15 protein-coding genes are annotated in these 21,845 nt (G+C 33.3%); 12 read left to right on the forward strand and 3 right to left on the reverse strand.

From position 1 onward, the window contains the following. Window positions 1–167 precede the first annotated feature (167 nt). Complete coding sequence (locus tag ACHRV0_RS06405; RefSeq protein WP_129022785.1) at window positions 168–1,607, forward strand: glycosyltransferase family 2 protein; 1,440 nt, start codon at window positions 168–170, stop codon at window positions 1,605–1,607. A 51-nt stretch (window positions 1,608–1,658) separates the two neighbouring features. On the opposite strand, the gene ACHRV0_RS06410 is transcribed toward ACHRV0_RS06405, so the two are convergent. From ACHRV0_RS06410 to ACHRV0_RS06420, 3 genes are all read right to left on the reverse strand, one after another. Beyond that, window positions 1,659–2,051, reverse strand: coding sequence for a DUF5367 family protein (locus tag ACHRV0_RS06410; RefSeq protein ID WP_395440250.1), 393 nt, complete (start codon window positions 2,049–2,051; stop codon window positions 1,659–1,661). A gap of 4 nt (window positions 2,052–2,055) precedes the next feature. Then, window positions 2,056–2,889, reverse strand: coding sequence for an NAD(P)H-binding protein (locus tag ACHRV0_RS06415; RefSeq protein ID WP_395440251.1), 834 nt, complete (start codon window positions 2,887–2,889; stop codon window positions 2,056–2,058). Window positions 2,890–2,961: 72 nt separating this feature from the next. Beyond that, the gene (locus ACHRV0_RS06420) at window positions 2,962–3,840 is read right to left on the reverse strand and encodes an AraC family transcriptional regulator (RefSeq protein ID WP_089058624.1); all 879 of its coding nucleotides are present in this window, start codon (window positions 3,838–3,840) and stop codon (window positions 2,962–2,964) included. Window positions 3,841–3,992: 152 nt separating this feature from the next. Here ACHRV0_RS06420 and ACHRV0_RS06425 point away from each other — a divergent pair, with 152 nt between their 5' ends. The 11 genes from ACHRV0_RS06425 to ACHRV0_RS06475 all read left to right on the forward strand — a co-directional run bounded on the left by ACHRV0_RS06425 (window position 3,993) and on the right by ACHRV0_RS06475 (window position 21,723). Further along, window positions 3,993–4,589, forward strand: a complete 597-nt coding sequence (locus tag ACHRV0_RS06425; protein WP_395440252.1) for an RNA polymerase sigma-70 factor — start codon at window positions 3,993–3,995, stop codon at window positions 4,587–4,589. A gap of 187 nt (window positions 4,590–4,776) precedes the next feature. Further along, window positions 4,777–5,928: a FecR family protein gene (locus ACHRV0_RS06430; protein WP_395440253.1), complete on the forward strand. Its 1,152-nt coding sequence runs from the start codon at window positions 4,777–4,779 to the stop codon at window positions 5,926–5,928. A 108-nt stretch (window positions 5,929–6,036) separates the two neighbouring features. Continuing rightward, window positions 6,037–9,417 (forward strand): SusC/RagA family TonB-linked outer membrane protein, encoded by a 3,381-nt coding sequence (locus ACHRV0_RS06435; protein WP_395440254.1) that lies wholly within the window; start codon window positions 6,037–6,039, stop codon window positions 9,415–9,417. 10 nt (window positions 9,418–9,427) lie between these two features. Beyond that, window positions 9,428–10,873, forward strand: a complete 1,446-nt coding sequence (locus ACHRV0_RS06440; protein ID WP_395440255.1) for a RagB/SusD family nutrient uptake outer membrane protein — start codon at window positions 9,428–9,430, stop codon at window positions 10,871–10,873. A gap of 16 nt (window positions 10,874–10,889) precedes the next feature. Continuing rightward, on the forward strand, window positions 10,890–11,654 hold the full coding sequence (locus ACHRV0_RS06445; protein ID WP_395440256.1) for a DUF4843 domain-containing protein: 765 nt from the start codon (window positions 10,890–10,892) through the stop codon (window positions 11,652–11,654). Window positions 11,655–11,663: 9 nt separating this feature from the next. Then, window positions 11,664–13,187, forward strand: a complete 1,524-nt coding sequence (locus ACHRV0_RS06450) for a PKD-like family lipoprotein (protein ID WP_395440257.1) — start codon at window positions 11,664–11,666, stop codon at window positions 13,185–13,187. A 66-nt stretch (window positions 13,188–13,253) separates the two neighbouring features. After that, window positions 13,254–14,120, forward strand: a complete 867-nt coding sequence (locus ACHRV0_RS06455; RefSeq protein WP_395440258.1) for a thioredoxin family protein — start codon at window positions 13,254–13,256, stop codon at window positions 14,118–14,120. 41 nt (window positions 14,121–14,161) lie between these two features. Continuing rightward, a complete protein-coding gene (locus ACHRV0_RS06460) occupies window positions 14,162–15,553 on the forward strand; it encodes a redoxin domain-containing protein (RefSeq protein WP_395440259.1) in 1,392 nt (463 codons plus the stop codon). Window positions 15,554–15,564: 11 nt separating this feature from the next. Then, a complete protein-coding gene (locus ACHRV0_RS06465; protein WP_395440260.1) occupies window positions 15,565–18,384 on the forward strand; it encodes a M16 family metallopeptidase in 2,820 nt (939 codons plus the stop codon). Between the two features lie 330 nt (window positions 18,385–18,714). Next, window positions 18,715–20,655 carry an oleate hydratase gene (locus ACHRV0_RS06470; RefSeq protein ID WP_395440261.1) on the forward strand — a complete coding sequence of 647 codons (1,941 nt, stop codon included), beginning with the start codon at window positions 18,715–18,717 and terminating at the stop codon, window positions 20,653–20,655. A 192-nt stretch (window positions 20,656–20,847) separates the two neighbouring features. Then, complete coding sequence (locus tag ACHRV0_RS06475) at window positions 20,848–21,723, forward strand: helix-turn-helix domain-containing protein (RefSeq protein ID WP_395440262.1); 876 nt, start codon at window positions 20,848–20,850, stop codon at window positions 21,721–21,723. Window positions 21,724–21,845: the final 122 nt, after the last annotated feature.

A 21,845-nucleotide genomic window follows, 5' to 3' on the forward strand; every position in this document is an offset into this window, starting at 1 on the left:
GTAACATACTAAAATTCAGTCAAAAGGCATTATGGCACGTGACTTGTAAATTGGGTACATGTCAATCTTTTATAAAAAATAAATTTTAGCGCTTATTTAAGTAAATGCACAAAATCAATATCATTTTAATAAAAGCCAATAAACAGAATTAATACAACAAATAAGACATGGAAAGTGAATCAATTATTTCAAAGCAATTTTATGCTGGCAGCGATATAAGCAAGGACGCACAAATAAGCACTTCAATTTTTAAAAGCAACAATACTAAAACAAAAAAACATATCGAACGACCAACAAGTCTATTTGGATTGATGGTACTTGCAGGGACTTTTTTATTAATGCTTACTGGCGCTTTTTTTGTATTTCAGTTTCAACCTGATTTTGATCAGCTTCATTTTGAAAGAATAAATTCGACTGGCGGACTTATATTTTTAGGAATCACCGTATTTCTATTTGTCTTTAAAGGCGGTATTTTTCTTTATAATTTATTTCTGTACTTGAAATACAAACCAGTAGAATCAGTATCTGATGAATTATTGCCAACTTGTACGGTAATTGTGCCTGCTTACAATGAAGGTAAATTGGTTTATGATACTTTGATGAGTTTAGCCAATAGTGATTTTCCTGAGCATAAATTGCAGCTTTTGGCAATTGATGACGGAAGTAAAGATGATACTTGGTACTGGATTCAGCAAGCAAAAGTAAAATTGGGTGATCGTGTAGCGATTTTTCAGCAGCCTAAAAATCAAGGAAAACGTCACGCACTTTACCGTGGTTTTAATTTAGGAACAGGAGAAATTTTTGTAACGGTTGACAGCGATTCGATCGTTAAAAAAGATACTTTAAGAAATTTAGTAAGTCCGTTTGTGACCAATGAAAAATGTGGTGCAGTTGCTGGAAATGTTCAAGTTTTGAATAACAAAAAAGCAATTTTGCCAAAAATGCTGAATGTGAGTTTTGTAATGAGTTTTGAGTTTATGCGTTCTGCCGAAAGTATGCTGGGTTCTGTTCTTTGTACGCCTGGGGCTTTGGCTGCATATCGCAGTACGGCAGTTTTTGAATGTTTGCCAGAATGGATAGAGCAAACTTTTATGGGACAACCGTCGGACATTGGCGAAGACCGCGCTATGACAAACATGATTTTAAAACAAGGAAAACATGTATTGTTTCAACGAAATGCCATTGTACTTACAAATGTTCCAGAAGATTATACTGGATTGTATAAAATGTTTATAAGATGGGGCAGAAGTAATGTTCGTGAAAATATTATGATGCTGAAATATGTTTTTAAAGATTTTAGAAAAGAGTCTAAATTTGGAGCTAGATTATTATGTACAGATCAAACATTGCGAATCATTATGACCTATCCGTTTTTGATTTTTATGTTTTATTTTATAGCAACACATCCTTTATTGTTTATCAGCGCAACGCTATTAGGAATATTGATTGTGTCTAGTTTTTCGATGTTGTTCTATGCAAAAAGATATTCTTTTGCAGAATCATTTTGGGCTTACTCATACAGCGTTTTTTATACCTTCGGATTATTTTGGATCGCTCCATATTCAATAATTACCGCTCGTAAAAAAGGATGGCTTACCAGAGGTTAATATTTCCACAAACTACTATTTATATTTAATTCTGAAAACTCCTGTCTACCACTAAACAGGAGTTTTTTTTATGTCTTGTCTTTTTTTCCAGATATAAACTGTAGAAGCATTTGTAAAAGCTAAAATCCACAAAACCGGACTTGTAAAAAAGCTTTCATAACTCCTGCCGTTTGGAATCTCAACATAAGGGACTGTTATAAAAACATCTAGAATTAATGCTGTAGCAGACATTATAATTCCTAATTGTAAACCACTCATTTTATATTCTTTCAGATAATAAAACTTTGCAGCTCCAATGGCAAAAAATACAATAAAAATTGTGGTAAGGATCGACTGCCATAAAAAAGACTGTTCTAGAAAGTAAACTTTTTCTAATGCATAAAAGGAAAGACTTACTGCGATCCAAACTAAAATTCCCGAAAAAACGGCTCTAAAAAATCGCATGATCTTAGTTTTTTGGATTCCAGATTCCAGTCTTAGCCGTTTCTTTTGCATAAAGGCTGAAATCCTTTGCTTTTCGACCAAGAACATTTTCAATATCTTGCGTAATGTTAGAATTTCTTCCGTCTAAAACGTGTTCAAACAGATAATTTACCAGCCAAATATGATCTTCAGGAACCTGATATTCTCGTAACATCTGAGTATATTCTTCCAGCGATAAACTTTGAAAAGTTATATTTCTGCCGCTGGCTTCCGCAATTTCATTTACAGCCTGTTTAAAAGTCAGTAATCTTGGGCCAGTTAGTTCATAAGTTTTTCCGTTATGGCTGTCATTCAAAAGTGCGGTCGTTACAACATCGGCAATATCATCGGCATCCGTAAAAGGTTCAAGTGCTTCGGCTCTTGGTAAAGCAACGATTCCATAAAGAATTGGCTCTAAGAAAAAGCTTTCGCTAAAGTTTTGATTAAACCAGCTGGCACGTACAATTGTCCAGTTATGAGCATTTGTTTTTACAATTTCTTCGCAAATTTGAGCTTCTTTTTCGCCTCTTCCAGAAAGAAGCACCATTTTTTGCACACCATTTTTTGTTGCAAGTTTTGTAAAATTTTCTACTGCTTCACCAGCGGAGGGAATAGCTAAATCGGGTTGAAAAGTAATGTACACCAAATCAATATTTTGAAGTACAGCATTCCACGTTTCAGGTTTTTCCCAGTCAAACGGAATTTTTTCATTTCGTGAACCTAAACGAATTTCAACATCTGAATTATTTTGCAATCTTTCAACAACTCTGCGCCCTGTTTTTCCATTGGAACCCAAGACTAAAATTTTCTTCTTGTTCATATCAATATCTTTTTAAATGAATACTGATACAAAGTTGATTAGATTAAAAAGGAATCATTTGTTTGAAAAGAATTATGATTTGTTTGAAAAGAACTGCTGTTTTACATCATTTGGACGTTGACCGAATTTTTTCTGAAAGGCATTCGAAAACGAACTTAAACTTTCATAACCTACTTCCCATGCCGATTCTTGTACTGTTTTTTCGCTTTCGCGCAATAATTCATACGCTTTATTAAGTCTTTCTTCCTGCACATATTTAAAAACAGGAATACCAAAAAGCTCCTTAAAGTTCTTTTTTAGTTTATTACTGTTTAAACCAACCATTTGAGATAATTGAGTAATCGAAGGCGGTTTTGAATAACTGTTTGTAACAATCTCTTTTGCTTTGAAAAGCTTGTTTTTATCTATTTCAGAAAAATCGGCTTTTGTTTCAGAAGTTAAAAGAGCAAAAAAATGAGCTAAAAGTTCATTAATCTGACTTCTTAAAAATAAAAGTCTTGTATTGCCGCTGTAAGTAGTGTTGAATATTTTTTGAACGGCAAGCTGCATGTCGAGTGTCATATAATAAGATGGGCCTTTTACAAAATGCTCTTTCGGATTTAATAATTGCGGCAGATGATTTTCGAAAATTTCTCTTTCTGCCTGTGGAAGCGAATTTAAATGTTTCGGTTTTGTAAAAATACTAATCGACTGCAAAGGCTTATCAGGTTCTATCTTATGTGAAAATTCTACTTTTTGATTACCAAAAAAACAAATGGCAAGACCTGTTGTGTTTACCAAATATTTAGTTTGATCATTATGCTTGATCTCTAATTCGACATTACCAGAACCATAAAAAGCAAAACCCACCGCATCGCCGTCGATTTCGCATTTTTGAATTATTGTTTTTGTGGTATTAGATTGCTCTATCAGCACAATAAAATCGTTCAGTTCTATTATATCTGTTGTCATTCTTTAAACTGCTTAGAAAAAGTATGAAAAGGTACCAAAAATATTTTGATCAGCTGTAATTAAGAATTAAGTATTATATTATTTATTTTTATAAAAGATGTAAGATATTTCATTAAATTTGCCATTGTATTCTTACTCAATTTCAGAAAAAGTTGTCTAATCAGGATTTAAATCAAGATGCCGTTTTAATACATCACCTTCAGTCTGGTGATGAAGCCGCCTTAACTGTATTATATCATAAATTTTGGCAGCCCTTATTTATGGCTTCTTACAACGTTTTGAAAGATAAAGAATTATGTGAAGATGTTATTCAGGACATCTTTATGAATATTTGGCACAATCGCGAAAAACTCGAGATCCATACCTCTTTAAAAAGTTATTTGTATGCCTGTGCTCGTTATCAGGTTTTTAATCAGATCAAAAAGAACAAAGACAAAATTCGTGTTGAACTTTTTGAGGAATTAAATACACGTTTTCAAAATACCACTCCAGAGACTCAATTGATGCATGAAGAACTTGTACAGCACATTAATACGGTTGTAAATAATCTTCCTGAAAAATGCCAATTGGTCTATAAGCTGAGCAGAGAGGAACAGCTCAGCCATAAAGAAATTGCAGAACGTTTGGATATTTCTGCAAAAACAGTCGAAAATCATATTACCAAAGCACTTAAAACCATTCGTTTGTCAATGGGAACCAGTACCAGTATGGCAATGGTTTTATGGCTTTCAAAAAATCTTTTTAAGTAAGATCTTCATCATTACACGCCTTGAATTAATAAAAAAGTAAACAGTTATTTTTAGAATAACCTTGCTGTGTTTTAAATTTTTACCCCCTTCCAAAAATAAAAACAAAAAAAAGTGCCATCCCTACTAGGGGATGACGGCTGCTTTTGACACTTACTTAAAACAAGCCCCAATTAATTTAAAAAATAGAATGAAAAAAAATGAATTTTTGGCATTGCTGCACCGATATAATTCAGGCGATACTAATATTGAAGAGCATAAAAAATTATTGAATTATTATGAAAGTTTCCAAACAAATGCAGAATGGGATGAAGTATTGGGCTCAAAAGAAGAAATAGAGAGCAGAATGCTGCTGCGAATTCAGCAGAGTCTAAAAGTTGAAAAAGTTAAAGAGATTCAGCTGAAACCGTTTTATTCCCGAACCATTTTTAAACTTACCGCCGCAGCCTCAATAGTATTATTTATCTCTATTGCTGCATTATTTAAAACAAATGAAATTGCAAAAGGAAATATGCCAACTGGTTTTCCAAAAGCAGAAACAATTTCGATAGGAAGCGATAAAGCCACATTAACTCTAGAAGACGGGTCTGCTGTAGCACTTGAAAAAGGTAAAAATTATAGCAAGGGTAATGTTAAAAGTAATGGAGAAAAGCTGGTTTATGGTGCCAAAAGTGAATCTGCGACAATAGCTGATAATATATTGACAATACCAAGAGGCGGGCAGTTTTTTGTGCAATTGGCAGACAGTACAAAAGTCTGGCTGAACTCAGAATCACAATTAAAATACCCAGTTGCTTTTACCGATGGAAAGATAAGGCAGGTAGAATTAATTTACGGAGAAGCCTATTTTGAAGTGTCGCCAAGTACCAAACACAAAGGGGCAAAATTTAAAGTCAAAACGCAAATGCAGAATGTTGAGGTTATTGGAACAGAGTTTAATATAAAAGCCTATAAAAATGAAAATGAAATTTATACCACGCTCGTAAAAGGAAAAGTTGCTATAGATAATACCAAAGCAAAAGAGATTCTGAAGCCAAGCGAACAGTCGGTAATCAAGAAAAATGGAAGCGATATTTTAATTTCAAAAGTCGATGTCGATAATGAAATATCATGGCGAAAAGGACTTTTTGTTTTTAAAGGAATGCCGTTAAAAGAGATTGCAAAAGTACTATCAAGATGGTATGATACAGATATTGTTTTTGCCAATCCCGAATTAGGAAATGTAAAGTTTAACGGAGTTTTAAACAAAAACCAGAAACTCGAAGAAATATTAACTACAATCAGGAACAGTAATTTTATTAATGCCTATGAAATAAGAGACAAAACCATAACCATCAAATAAAAAAGAAAAGGGAATAAAGTTTAGACCTCTCACCGTACTGCACTTTATCCCTTTTTGAAGCCAGCCAATTAATTCTAAAAATTAACCAACCACCTAACATGTAAATTTATGAAATTTAAATTAACCGATGTTCTTTTCTATTTTAGAAAAAGACTAATTATTACCATTATGAGAACTTTTATTTTCTTGTTCTGTACAACAATTTTTGGTTTTTCGCCCGCGAGCGTTTTTTCGCAAAACTCAAAAATTACAATTCCGAATGATAAATCGGTCACTGTAGATGAGGTATTTGATCTTATAAAACAACAAACCAATTGTACTTTTATTTATCAGGAGGATTTATTTAAAGAACTGCCCAAAGTACATTTAAAAAAGGGAACTATAAAAGTAAATGATTTGCTAAAATCAAGTTTTCCCGCAAAAGACTTTAATTTCAGTTTTACTTCAAACAATACAATTGTCATCAATGAAGTTAAACCAGCCCCAGAAAAAGCGGCACAATCAACCTGGATAGAAGTTAAAGGTTTAGTAACCAATCAAAAAAAAGAGCCGCTGGCCGGAGTAAACATAAAAGTTAACGGTACAAATACGACTGCTCAGACAGACTTTGATGGTAAATATTCGGTAACAGCACCAAGTGAAGGAACACTTTTTTTCAGCTATGTAGGTCATAAAGTTGAAATGATTGCTGTAAACAATCGAAAGGTAATTAATGTAACACTTCAAGAAGAGACAAAAGAGTTAACCGGGGTTATTATAAACACAGGAGTTACAGTTCGAAAAAAGGAATTGATTACAGGAGCAGTAACTAGTTTTAGAGGAGAAGAATTAAGACAGGTTTCGACTCAAAATGTAGTACAGGCTTTAAAATCATTAGATCCTTCTTTTATTGTTGTAAATAATAATTTGACGGGATCAAACCCTAATGTTTTGCCAACGATAGAAGTTAGGGGGCAAACCAGTATTGCTGCTAATCAGGTTGAGAGCCAGTTTAAGGACGATCCTAACCAGCCCTTATTTATTCTGGATGGTTTTCCAACTACTTTACAGCAAGTGGTGGATTTAGATATTAACAGAATTGCCAATATTACATTGTTAAAAGATGCTGCTTCAACTGCATTGTACGGCGCACGTTCTGCCAATGGAGTTGTGGTTATTGAAACTATAAAGCCTTTGCAAGGAAAATTACAGGTTTCATATGTATACAATTCTGCTTTTGAAGTAGCAGATTTAAGCGTGTATCATTTGATGAATGCTGGGCAGAAATTAGAATTTGAAAGACTTTCTGGCGCTTTTACGCCTTATTCGGGAGCGTCGCCTACATTACAATACAAGTGGGATAAGGTTTATAATAACCGATTGGCAGATGTGAATAGGGGCGTAAATACTTATTGGCTTAATGAACCTATTCAAATGGGAATTACTTCTGGGCATAGTTTAAATTTAGGAGGAGGAACCGAAGAATTCCGATTTAATATTGCAGGAAATTATAAGTCTTTGACTGGTACTATGAAAGGGTCTGAACATAATACTTGGGGGTATAGTACAGGATTAGTGTACAAAAAAAATAAATTAAGCATCAGCAATACTTTTTTTGTTTCGGGAGGGACTAACGAGGAATCACCTTACGGTTCATTTGCGACTTGGGCAAAAACAAGCCCTTACTATCCAAAATACAATGAAAATGGTGTTATTACCCGTTATTTGGATGGTACAAGTTTACCATTACCATCTGCTGATATTATTGTTAATCAAGCGCCAAATCCACTTTACAATGTTTTTTTACCAAGTTATAACAAAGGAAACAATTTTAATTTCACCAATAACTTCGCTTTAAACTATGATATAAATTCTCATATAAAAACAACAGGAGCTTTGTCAGTTTCCAAAATTGATATCAATAATACCGTTTTTGTTTCTCCAGATGATACGCGTTTCATTACTAACATTGCTACAGAAAAAGGAACTTATACCAGACAAGAAGCCAGAACAGATAAATGGAATGCTAATATTGGAGGTACATACTCTAATATTTTTAATAAGGTTCATTCTTTTAATTATACCATCAGAGCTTCTGCACTTGAAACTCGAAACAATTCTTATACATCTGCTTTAAGAGGATTTCCAATTGGAGTAGAGGGGAATCCGGCATTTGCCTTTGGGTATGAACCAAACTCAAAACCAAAGATCTATGCAGACTTGATTAGAAGTGTTGATTTGACTAATCAAATTAACTACGCTTATGATCGACGATTTTTGTTCGATTTTACTCAGACCATTTCGGGTGCTACCAATTTTGGTTCAAACAAAAAATACTCACCCTATTGGGGCGTTGGTTTAGGATGGAATTTGAACAACGAGTTCAAAATGAATGAAGATATTGTAAACGTATTAAAAGTACGTGCGAATATTGGCCAGACTGGAAATCAGAATTTAGTTGGATATGCTTCTTATGATGTTTATTCATATAACCCTAGTACTAATATTTTTGGTTCTGGTGTAGCAATTTCTCAGGTTGCTAATCCAAATTTAGAAGCACAAAAAACCAGGGATTTATCTGTTGGTTTAGATTTGGCGATGTTCAGAAATAAATTAACAGCTACTATTGGTGCATATAGACGTAAAACTGCGCCGCAAATTGTAGCAATCGATTTAGCTTCTTCAACAGGAATCGATGGTTATCCTATAAATTTAGGATACTTGACTACTGAAGGGTTAGAACTTAAAATGAACTATAATTTTATCTACAATGTAAAAAATAATTTTATCTGGGGTGTAGGATTGATGGCGACCTCAAATAGTAATAAACTAAGTGGTTTTAATAATGCTTTATCTTCATTAAACGATGCTGCTCAAAAAGCGGGAAGTTTAACCCGATATTATGACGGTGCCAGTACAAATGATCTTTGGGCAGTACCCTCATTAGGAATAGATCCTGCAACAGGACAAGAAATATTCTTAAAGAAAAACGGGCAGACTACTTATATTTTTGATAAAAAGGATGAAGTAGTAATGGGAAATTCCAGAGAAAAAGCAACAGGTGTTGTTTCTACTAATTTGACGTATAAAGGATTTAGTTTTGGTCTTTTTGTGCGCTATAGTTTTGGTGCCGATAGGTTTAATACTGCTTTATACAATAAGGTCGAAAACATTTCATCCAGCAATATTTTCGACAATCAGGACGCTAGGGCTCTTACGGATCGTTGGACCACTCCAGGACAGATGGCAGAATTTAAAGCCATCAGTTTGACTAGTTCGACTCCAATATCTTCCCGTTTTATTCAAAAAGACAATTATATCTCAGGTGAATCTATTCGTTTAGGATATAAATTAATGGACAGAGAATGGCTAAAAAGAAACGGATTGGCTGGCTTAGGATTTAATGTTTTGGCAAACGAATTCTTTCGTGTTTCTACTATAAAAGCAGAACGTGGTATCGATTATCCTTTTGCCAGAACTTATTCACTTAGTCTAAACTTATCAATTTAAGATCGTAATCATGAAACAATATTTATATAAAATAGCAATGGTTTTTCTAGTGTCTACCATAACCATTAGCTGCAGTGACTTTTTGGATGTAGTGCCACAAGATAAAATTTTAGAAAACCAGACCTATAGCACTGAAGCTGGTATTCAAAATGCACATAACGGTCTTTACCTGCAGCTGGCAGATAATAACCTTTATGGACAACAATTGACAATGGATGCTGTCGAAATTTTAGGACAACAGTATAATATTAATTCTTCTCATGTTAGTTATAAAATTGCAGCTTATGCATATACAGAAAGTTTACCTAAAACTACTTTTACAGCTATTTGGGCAAAAGCATTTAATACTGTATTATCTTGTAATAAATTTTTAGAGAATATCGATAAATATGCAGGAGTTATTTCTACAGAAAAAGCTAATGAACTAAAAGGTGAAGCCATTGCTATTCGCGCTATGCTCCATTTTGATATGCTGCGTTTGTATGGACCTATTTATAAAGTATCTCCTTCCAATCCTTCAATTCCTTATTACGATGCTGTAGCAACGGGAAATAATCCACTTTTACCAGCAAATGAAATAATTACAAAAGTATTGGCAGATTTGGATGCTTCACTTATTCTTTTAAAAAATGATCCTGTCCTTACCTCAGGAAGATATAATGCTTCAACTGCCTTTGATGCTAATCCGTATTATTCTGCAAACAGAGGGCAGAGGTTGAATTATCTGGCGGTAAAATGTTTAAAAGCTCGTGTACTTTTATATTCAGGGGATAAAACGGGTGCATCATCAATCGCAAAAGAAGTCATTGATTTTACAAAAACAACAACTTTTTTTCCTTGGACACCTTTTGCAGAGGCTACAAATGCAACTGATCCAGATCGTACTTTTTCATCAGAAAATTTCTTTTCGATAAGTGATTATACTTTATATACCAAACAAATGAATCTGTTTGATTCTAGTTTACAAATGAAGTATTTATATGCTCCTTTATTAAACCGTATTAACGCTGTTTTTGAGTCAAATGATAATGATTACAGAAGTCTGCCAACCTGGAAAGTACCAATTACAGGCGCAATAACTCAAAAAACATTTTTTAAATATCAGGATGTACAAAATAAAACTAAACTTTTTCGTTTGCAGATTCCAATGTTTAAACTTTCAGAAATGTATTTGATCGCAGCGGAGACGGCTCCAGTTGCATCAGATGGAATTACATTCCTTAATACACTGCGTTTCAACAGAGGTTTAACCAATTTGGTAGCTACAGCAGCAGTAGCAACAGAAGTAGCCAAAGAGTACAAAAAAGAATTTATAGGTGAAGGACAATTGTTTTTTTATTATAAAAGAACCAATACAACAGCAATTCCTAATGGAGCTGCAACAGTTGGAAACATCACTATGGGAGCAGCTCAATATGTGGTTCCTTTACCAGATTCTGAAACTAATTTTCAATAATTCAATACAGTAACACATGAAAAAAATATTGATATTAAGTGCTTTTATTTTGTCTTTTTTAGGACTTGCTTCTTGTAGTCAGGAGGAAATAAAAACATATAGTGACGCAAGTAATATTTATTTTTCGCCTGCAGTTTTTCCTTTGGTAAAAAATACTAGTAACATAATAGATAGTACAGGGGTAAGCTTTGCTTTTGATAATGCTTCAATTCAAAAAAAGATTTATCGCATTCCAATACGTGTTCAGGGAAAATTGAGCGATGTTGACAGGACAGTTAAATGTACAATAGATCAAACAAGTACCGCTGTTGAGGGAGTTCATTTTTCTTTACCCAAAAAGATAGTCATAAGAGCAGGAAGAGAAGTTGATAGTATCGAAGTAACAATGAATAGAACGCCAGAATTAAAGTTGAATAGAGTGACGCTGGTATTAAATCTGGAAGAAAACGAATTTTTTACTACTAAAATGCAAACTAAGATTAATACTTTGACCCAAAAAACAATGAGTTTAACCCGTTTTAAATTGACATTTGACGATATAATATCGCAGCCAATAGGCTGGTCTGCTATTTTAGGAACATTTTCTCCAAAAAAATTCTTTTTAATGTGCGATTTATTACAGTTACAGCCATCACTATTTAACCAAAAAACGGGATCAGCAGGGTTAACCACAGCTGAGTTTGTCTATTATGACAATTTTATGAAACGTTATTTAGCTGATCAAAAAGCTTCTGGTAATACCATTTATGAAGACAATGGTACAGAAATGGTCTTCCCTTAAAGCAAAATCATGAATTTAAATTTAAAACAGAAAATGATCATGTTGAAAAATATAAAGGCACAAACAGTATTGCTTGCACTACTTTTTTTAAGTGTGAGCTGTTCAGATGATATAGGTAATTATAATTACAAAAACATAAATGAAATCAAGGCAACGGGTATAGAAAAGACATATACAGTCTATAGCGGAGATCATTTAAAAATTATCCCCAATTTAAATCCGACTTTGGATGATGGAAATGATCCCAATCGTTATACATATGAGTGGTCAGCTGTTGATCCTCTCATAATAAATCCATTATTAGCAAAGACAGTAATTGCCAAAACAAAAAATCTTGATATTGATTTAAAGTTAGCGCCGGCAAAATATACAATATATTATTTTGTTAAGGATAATGCTACAGGAGTAACATGGCAGCAAGAGCCTTTTACGTTAACTGTAATATCGTCTATTTATGAAGGTTGGCTTGCATTGGGAGATGTAGATGGAAAAGCCCGATTAGATATGGTTTCTATATTACCCAATGTTGCAGAACCCAAAATTATTACTGATGTTTTAGAAAAATCGGGATCAGATTTAAAATTAAGTGGTAAAGCAGTAAATGTATATTGTTTTAAGAATCCGTTATTAACAACATTAATGTATGGAATTTATGTAACAGCTTCAGAATCGGGCACTTCCAGAATTGATCAGGATTCATTTGGATGGACTCCTACTCAGAATATAGCTTATGAAATGGTGGATGGAAGTATTCCAAGAAATTTTGGTGTAGACTTTATGAAATCTGCACTGCAAAGTGAAAACTTCCTTTACAGTAAAGGAAACATTTATTATTTTTTAAGACCAATGCAAATTGGTTATAGTTTGCCGCAGAACAAGGTTGATATTGAAACAAAACCTTTTTATGCAGCTCCTTTTATTGCTGAAAATGGAGGTTCAACAGGATCACCAGTCTTTTATGATAGAGATGGTCATCGTTTTTTACGTTATATCTGCGTAAGTGGAATTTGCTCCAAAATGCCACAAGCAGTCGGTACAGGTACGATACTAGATTGGAGTAATACTAATAGTGATTTGGTTTATATGACTACTACACCATTTAATGGTTACGAAAATTTTGCAGTGCTAAAAAATATAAGTACAGGTAAATATAACTTGCTTCGATTCAATATGGGGTTTGTACAAACCTATTATAAAGAAATTCTAAACGCACCTGATTTTGATAAAGCAACTCATTTTGCCGTAAGCCCAGATTCAGGATATTTATTCTACACAGTAGGCAGTAAATTATATGAATATGATAACGGAACACAATCGGCAAAATTAATGCTGGATAAAGGTGCCGAAGAAATTACCTATATAGGTTTTCATGCTAATTCTAAAACTTTTGCTAATAAACTCGTGGTAGGAAGCTATAGTACAACAGGTACATTAGAATTGTACACCGTTCCGCCGGTAAATGGGGCTTTAGTTTTAACCAACAGTTATACAGGTTTGTGCAAAATTGTTGATGTTGCATTTAGAGCAAGATAAACTAGTAATTTAAATAATCAGCCGAATGAATATTTCAAAGATTCATTCGGCTATAAAAAACACAATATGAAAATCTTTTTAAAACTTACAAGTGCGTTTTTGTTTTTTTCGTTTTTTTCCAATTGTTTAAACGCCCAGACACAATCTTCTGATCAAACTTGGGATCAAATAAAAAATCAGGCTGTGGCAAGTAATAAATTAATTTTTGTCGATTTATATTTTAAAGGCTGTATGCCTTGTGCCCAAATGGAAAAAGAGGTATTTCCTGATCCTAAAGTGGCTGCCTTTTTAGAAAACAATTTTGTTACTTTAAAAACAGATGTTTTGAAAGAAGAGATTGGTAAAAAGTTGTGTATGAAGTATGCTGTAACAGGATATCCTACTTTTTTATTTATGAATGCTGAAGGAAAAATTATAGACATTGCTGCCGGCTTTCAATCTGTAGATCAATTTATAGAATTACTTCAAAATGCAAAAGAAAACGCTCAGAAAGGGATTTTTAAAAAGTACAGCACTCAAATTGATGAAAAAGACTATCCCGAATTTTATTTAAAAGCATTAGCAGAGAAAAAGTTGCCTCCCTTTGAAACAGTTGATAGTTATTTGAAAAAACAGACTTCATTATTTGAGGAGATTCCTTTTACAATAATTATAGGACTAAGGGCAGGTAATCAGTACGATGAATTTTTTATAAAAAATCTTGATGTATTTTCCAAAGATTATGGAAGATCCAGCGTGCACAATCATATCCTAAATATTTTAAGACGGAAGAAAAAGGAATTTGAAAAAACAAATAATATTGAAGACTTTAAGAAATTAATGAACAAAGTAAAACCGATATATACAACAGAAGAATGGACAAAGTATGAAAATGCTTTGTTAAAAGATTTTGACACTTCTAAAGCGCAGAATGAAGAAGCAGTTAAAGAATAAAAAAGATTCGAATTAAATAGATTATAAACTGATAAAGTAATATGAAAAAACAATTAATATATCTTATTTTGGTAATTGTTTCAACAGGGCAATTCTGCTTTGCTGTAAACACTGCAGAATATGCTGTAGTTAAGGGAGCACTGACAATTCCTGATATGGAAAATAAAGAAATCAGTATAAATACCGTTAATGACGGAAAACCTGTGGTAATTGCTTCTATGCCCATTAATGAGTTAGGAGAGTTTAGCTTTATGTTACCCATTAAAACCGCTGGATTTTATTACCTGGATTACGGACAGTTTAAAAAAAGAGGACAGCTGATACGTTTATATTTAGAGCCTAATTTAGATATTAATGTGAATATAAACACTCATCATACCTATATTTTAAGTGGCAAGAATATTGGGAAAAATGATTTGGTTAAAAAAGCAAATGAAATTTACAATGATTTCGGCTTTTTTTGCGACTTGTCCAATAATACAACTTACAAAGATTTTTATCCTTTTATAGACGGAGGACTGGCAAAAGCAACAGCTTTAAAAAAAACAATCAACACAAAAGATAAAACATTCAATAAATTACTGACACTGGCAGTTGATACCGATGTAGAAGACCTGTGTTATCTTTTTTTTATGATGCCTCGAAGAGCTTTTCCTGAAAAAGGCGACCGGCCAGCAGTGATAAAACAATGGCAGGCCGAAATAAAATTTACAGATCCCGATTTGTTAAAATTAGCAAATGGTGTTTCCTTTATGGCACATTATTTTTCTTATTTAAGGATGAATGCTGAAAATCCGCCAGGACGTCTGGATTATCTTGCAGAATCAATTAAACATATTTCAGATCCGGCTTTAAAAGATGCCTATCTGCGTGATGGTATCGAAAGTTCACGCTATAGAATTGAAGAATTTGAAATAATAAAACCCCAAATTAAGCCCTATTTAATTTCAGAAAAAAGTAAAACCTTTTTAGCAGAATATGAAAAAGAACTATATAAAAATGTAGGGCAAAAAGGTTTTGATTTTACCTATAAAGATAGTAATGATAAGGCAGTATCATTTTCAGGCTTTAAAGGTAAACTGGTGTATATAGATTTTTGGGCAACCTGGTGCGGACCTTGTAAAGCCGAAATCCCATATATGAAAAAGTTGGAAGAAGACTATCATGATAAAAACATTGTATTTGTCAGTATTTCATTAGATAAGGCAAAAGACCATCAAAAATGGAAAGACTTTGTTGTAAAAGAACAGCTAAAAGGAATTCAGATTATGGCAGATAAAGATTTTGAATCTGATATAGCTAAAAATTACAGTGTAAATGCTATTCCTAGATTTTTATTATTTGATACAGAAGGAAAAATTATTAATTCAAATGCAGCACGTCCTTCAGAGCTTATATTAAGGGAACAATTAGATAAACTATTAAAATCATAAAAAGAAATAAAATGTTGAACAAACTAAAGACCATAAAGGCTTTTTTATTCACAATTACAATTGTGTTTGCATCTCAGGCTCAGAGTTTCAAAGCAAATGACCCAATCGCCGTTAATCAAACTGTAAAAAAAGGCCTTTTACCAAATGGTATGACCTATTATATTTATCCTACAACAGTCAATAAAAATACAGCCAGTTATTATATTATTCAGAATGTAGGGTCGATTTTGGAAAATGACCAGCAAAAAGGGCTGGCACATTTTCTGGAGCATATGGCGTTCAACGGAACCAAGAATTTTGAAGGAAAAGGAATTCTGAATACTATGCAGAAACAAGGTGCTGTTTTTGGTAGAAATATTAATGCCTATACCAGTTTTGATGAAACGGTATATAATATGGATAATATTCCGTCAAAAGACAGCGGAGTTGTTGATACGTGTCTGCTTGTTTTACATGACTGGTCTAATTTCTTGTCTTTAACCAATGAAGAAATTGACGCTGAACGTGGTGTAATTACCGAAGAATGGAGAACCAGACAAGATGCAAGACAGCGAATTTCAAATCAGCAGTTGCCATTTATTTACAACAATTCCTTGTATGCATACCGTATGCCTATAGGAGATATGGATATAGTTAAAAATTTTAAATATCAGGCTTTAAAAGATTTTTATAAAGATTGGTATCGCCCAGATTTACAAGCAATAGCTATTGTAGGAGATATAAATACTGCAGAAATTGAAGCAAAAATTAAAAAGCTTTTTGCCGATATTCCAGCACCTAAAAATCCAAAGAAACGTTTTGAAATTGCGATTCCGGAAAACAACACACCAACTTTTAAACTTGCTTTAGACAAAGAGATTTCGTCTGCCAACATTAGTTATATGATTCGTCATACAGCCGAAAAATCAACAGGTACTTTTGCCGATTTAGAAAAATCAACACAACGTGATGTTGCCTTTTCACTCATCAACAATAGATTGTCTGATATGGCGCAAAAACAGGAATGTTCTTTTAGAGGTGCGCAAATAGGTTATCAAAATTTTAGCCGTTTAAATGATATTTTATTTATAGGGATTGCCCCTAAACCAAACCAGCAGCAAGAAGCTTTTACTGCAGTAATGAACGAGTGGATTCGTGCATATAAATTTGGATTCTCGAAAGGTGAAATAGAAAGAGCTGTAGCCGAAAGAATTTCAGCTTATGAAAATTACCTTGAAAAGATTAACGAAATTCCACACAAAAGAATTATATCCATGGTAAAAGATGATTATTTGAAACACGAAGTAATCAGTGATCCAAAAGCTGAGTTCGAGATGATGAAAGTAATATTGAATAATCTAGACACCAAAATACTGCAAGATCAATTAATTAAATTGTACACACCTCAAAATCGTGTCGTAACCGTTACTGGAGTCGAAAACGAAAATAACCTGACTCAGGAGCAGGCATTTGATATTATTAAAAAAGCAGAGACCGACAGCACTTTAGAACCTTATGTAGACTCATTCGCGGGTAAAACTCTTATGGGCGATGTTGTAATAAAACCGGGTAAAATTGTATCGGAGAAAAAAGAGGCAGCAATAGATGCTATTACCTATTTATTAAGCAATGGCGTAAAAGTGCACTATAAATTTGCAGATAAAAACAAAAAGGAAATTAAATTAAAAGCCGAAAGTTATGGCGGAATGTCCTTGTATGATCCTAAAGATATTCCTTCAGTAAGTCGTACAGCAATGCTGGCGATGATGTCGGGAATTGGTTCTTTGTCTGCTACAGACTTAGAAAAAGTAATGACGGGAAAAATAGCAAGCTGCTCTGTAGATATCGACAATTTCACCGAATCGGTTTCAGGGTCATCTAATGTAAAAGATGTAGAGAGCATGATGCAGCTCGTTCACCTGCGTTTTGTAAAACCGCGATTTGATGCTGATATGTTTGCCTTGCTAAAACAACGATTAGAAAACGGACTTAAAAATAAGGACAAAGATATTCGTTCAAAAATGGCAGACAGCTTAACCGTTGCTGTGTACGGAAAAGACAATCCTAAAATAAGAATGATGAATCAGCAGTATATAGATGATTTGTCTTTTGATAAGATGAAATCAATTTATAAAGATCGTTTTGCAGATGTATCAAATTTTGAATTTTTTATTGTTGGAGATATAATGCCCGAAGTTTTAAAACCGCTTTTAGAAAAATACATTGCCAGTATCGACGGTATCAAACGTCAGGAAAAATACAAAGACAATACAGTTGAATGGATATCAAACAAAATCAATAAAGATGTTTTCCTGAAAATGGAAACACCTAAAAGTTCCGTTCGAATAAAGTTTCAGAACGAATATGCTTATTCGCAGAAAAACAGAATTCTAACTTCCTTTTTTGGGGATATTCTGACTTTGAGATATACAGAAAGTTTACGCGAGAAAGAGGGCGGTACTTATGGCGCACAAGTAGGTGGGAATTTAGACAAATTGCCAAAACCTACTGCCTCACTTAATATTGCTTTTGATTGCGATGCTAATAGAGTAGAAGCTTTATTGCCTATTGTGTACAATGAAATTGAAAATATCAAACAAGGGAAAATTGTTAAAGAAGATTTAGAGAAAACCAGAAAAAGCTATATAAAATCAAGAACAGACAGTAAGGATTTTAATAGTTACAGTATGAATGTTATCTACAATTATTTTACAAATAATTTCAACATGGATGATCCTAAAAATTATACGGATATCGTAAATAAGATTACCGAAAAAGATATTCAGGATTTTGCTAATTCTTTTTTGAGTAAAGCTAAGTCATACAAAGTGGTGTATAAACCATTAAAGTAAATGACTTAAAAGTTAGATTTTTTATCCCTATAGATTTTTTATTTTGAATTAGTAAGCAAGTATAATTTTATTAGAGGATTAATCAGAGGGTTGTTTGTTATTATTCAACCCTCTTTCTTTTGAAAAAAAATCAAGCCATTGGAAATAAGTGGAGTGATTTGCAAATTAAAACGGATAAAGCGAGCCATTTTTGGTACGCAATAAAAAACGGTACAGAAAGAAATGCAGCAAATAAATAAGTAAGAATTTGGGGATAGTATTACCGAATTTCGGGATGCACATTATTTTCAGGACAGTCTTAACTTTGAGTAAATCAAAAATAGATTAGTTATGAGTTCTACCACTTCAAAATTCGATAAATTACTTAATGGTTCTCAAGAATATGGAAATGTGAACCACAAACCGGACTCTAGTAAAGAGGTTCAAATTAACACACCTGAAAAAACGATGCCTTTTTCAGATCAAATTGGAAACTATCAGCGAAACAAAGGAATTCCTTCAAAATCGTATAAAGACAGTAAAATTTATATTGTTGGAAGCGGTATTGCAGGAATGGCAGCGGCTTATTATTTTATTCGTGACGCTCACGTTCCGGGTGAGAATATTATTTTTCTCGATCAGCTTCATGTAGATGGCGGATCGCTTGATGGCGCCGGAAATACTACAGATGGTTATATTATTCGCGGCGGACGTGAAATGGATATGACTTACGAAAACCTTTGGGATATTTTTCAGGATATTCCGGCTTTAGAACTTCCTGAACCGTATAGCGTATTAGACGAATACCGTTTGGTTAATGATAATGATCCTAATTACTCTAAAGCGAGATTGATTCATAATAAAGGACAAATTAAAGATTTTAGCAAATTTGGATTGGAGAAAAAAGATCAGCTTGCGATTATAAAATTGCTCCTTAAAAAGAAAGAAGATCTAGACGATTTAACCATCGAAGATTATTTTAGTAAATCGTTCTTAGAAAGTAATTTTTGGTTCTTTTGGCGTACCATGTTTGCCTTCGAAAACTGGCATAGTTTGTTAGAATGTAAATTGTATATGCACCGTTTTCTGCATGCGATCGACGGAATGAAAGATCTTTCGTGTCTTGTTTTTCCAAAATACAATCAATATGATACCTTTATTACACCGCTTCGAAGATTCCTTCAGAGCAAAGGCGTGCAAATTGACTTAAACACACTCGTTAAAGATTTAGATATTCACAGCAATACAGAAGGTAAAGTGGTGGAAGCTATTATTACCGAAAAAAACGGGAAAGAAGAAAGAATTCCTGTAGGTAAAGATAATTATGTAATTGCCACAACAGGTTCTATGACTGAAGATACTTTTTATGGAGACAATAAAAATGCTCCAATTATAGGTTTAGACAATAGTACCAGCGGACAAAGTGCTGGTTGGAAATTATGGAAAAACCTGGCAGCTAAATCACCTGTTTTCGGGAAACCTGAAAAATTCTGTGGTAATATTGCAAAATCTTCTTGGGAGTCGGCTACGCTTACCTGCAAACCTTCTGCCTTTGTAGAGAAAGTAAAAGAACTTTGTGTCAACGATCCGTACTCAGGAAAAACGGCAACAGGAGGAATTGTAACCATCAGCGATTCAAAATGGTTAATGAGTTTTACTTGTAACAGACAGCCTCATTTTCCAGATCAGCCAGACGATATTTTAGTAATTTGGGTCTATGCCCTTTTTATGGACAAAGAAGGTGATTATGTCAAAAAAACAATGCCGCAATGTACTGGAAATGAGATTTTGGCTGAGTTAGCATATCATTTAGGAATCATTGATCAATTAGATAATATTATAGAAAATACTATAGTTAGAAGTTCTTATATGCCATACATCACGTCTATGTTTATGCCGAGAGCAAAAGGCGATCGTCCGCAAGTAGTGCCAGAAGGCTGTACCAATTTAGGATTAGTAGGGCAATTTGTAGAAACCAATAATGATATTGTATTTACGATGGAAAGTTCTGTGCGAACTGCCAGAATAGCGGTTTACGACTTATTGAATCTAAACAAACAAGTGCCGGACATCAATCCGCTGCAATACGATATTCGTCATTTGCTTAAAGCAGCACAATCATTAAATGATTACGAGCCAATAGTAGGTGAAGGACTTTTAAGAAAATTTCTAAAAGGAACTTACTATGAACATCTGCTTGTTGAAAATGCTGATGATGGACAAGAACACGAATCCTTCTTTAATGAACAATTAAATAAATTAAAACATTGGATAGGAGGAATCAGAGATTAAAACATAATTGTATATAATATCATAATTCAAATAAATGACGTTAAGGCTTTTGCTTTAGCGTCATTTTTGCATGAATTAAGTTTAATTAATTATTAAAAGGTCAAGTTTTATAAGGAATTATACCTAATAAATGCTTATTTTTATACGTAAATTAGTTTTCCAAAAACAATATTTAAGCAGGACTTATATAGGATGGATCAACCTTACGATAAAATAAGAGATACATTGGCCTATTTTGAGGTTGATAATAATTTACCCTATTATGTTTCTTCGGGCAAAAAACAAATGGAATATCCTCAGAAGCCTTTTCGGATGGATTATTATTCGTTGTGTATTTGCACGGAAGGAGATATCGATATTGCCATTGACGGACATCAGCATTATATCAAACAATTTACTTTATTAATCGCAAGGCCTGCGACCATTATTGCTTTTCATAATAACAGTGAAGACTTTAGGATGAAATTGCTGTTTTTTGAAAAAGAATTTCTGCTTAAATACATATCTGACCCTTTTATTATTGAAAGACTGGCTTTTTTTAAAGACAGATCATTTGAACTCATTCAACTCAAAGAGCAAGATGCCAAAAAGCTGATTAAATTAATGAAATACCTTGAAAGTAAAATTGAGGCCGATTTGAAGTTTAAAGATGAAATTGTAAGAACCATTATATTCAATTTGCTTTTAGAAACCGCAGAATTATTGCCAAAAGAAACACCTGAAACAGTTACAATTGCTAATAATCCGAAAGATACTTATTTCCAGTTCCTTAATCTCGTTATGAATAATATTACGCAGCATAAAGGAGTAAGTTATTATGCTCAGAAATTGCACATTTCAAACAAATACCTGATTCAAATTGTCAAAAAAGCGGCAGACAAAACGCCGCACGAAATTATCGATGCCCATTTGTTAAAAGAAGCCGTCGTATTATTAGGAAATCCAGCAATCAATATAAGTGATATTGCTTATAGACTTAGATTTAATTCAGTTTCTGCTTTTGGACGCTTTTTTAAAAAACATTCTTCTATTTCTCCCACAGATTACCGCCGACTTCAAAATTTGTAGAAATCAACAGATTACATTTCTTTTTTACTTTTTACGCGAAAGATTATTCTTAATTTAAACCGCGTTTTTATTCCATTATATTTATTTTTTTCTACAAAGTATTGCTTTTTAATTTATTTTAT

Origin of the sequence: Flavobacterium sp. FlaQc-30, assembly GCF_044005885.1 — a bacterium.
Classification (GTDB): Bacteria; Bacteroidota; Bacteroidia; order Flavobacteriales; family Flavobacteriaceae; genus Flavobacterium.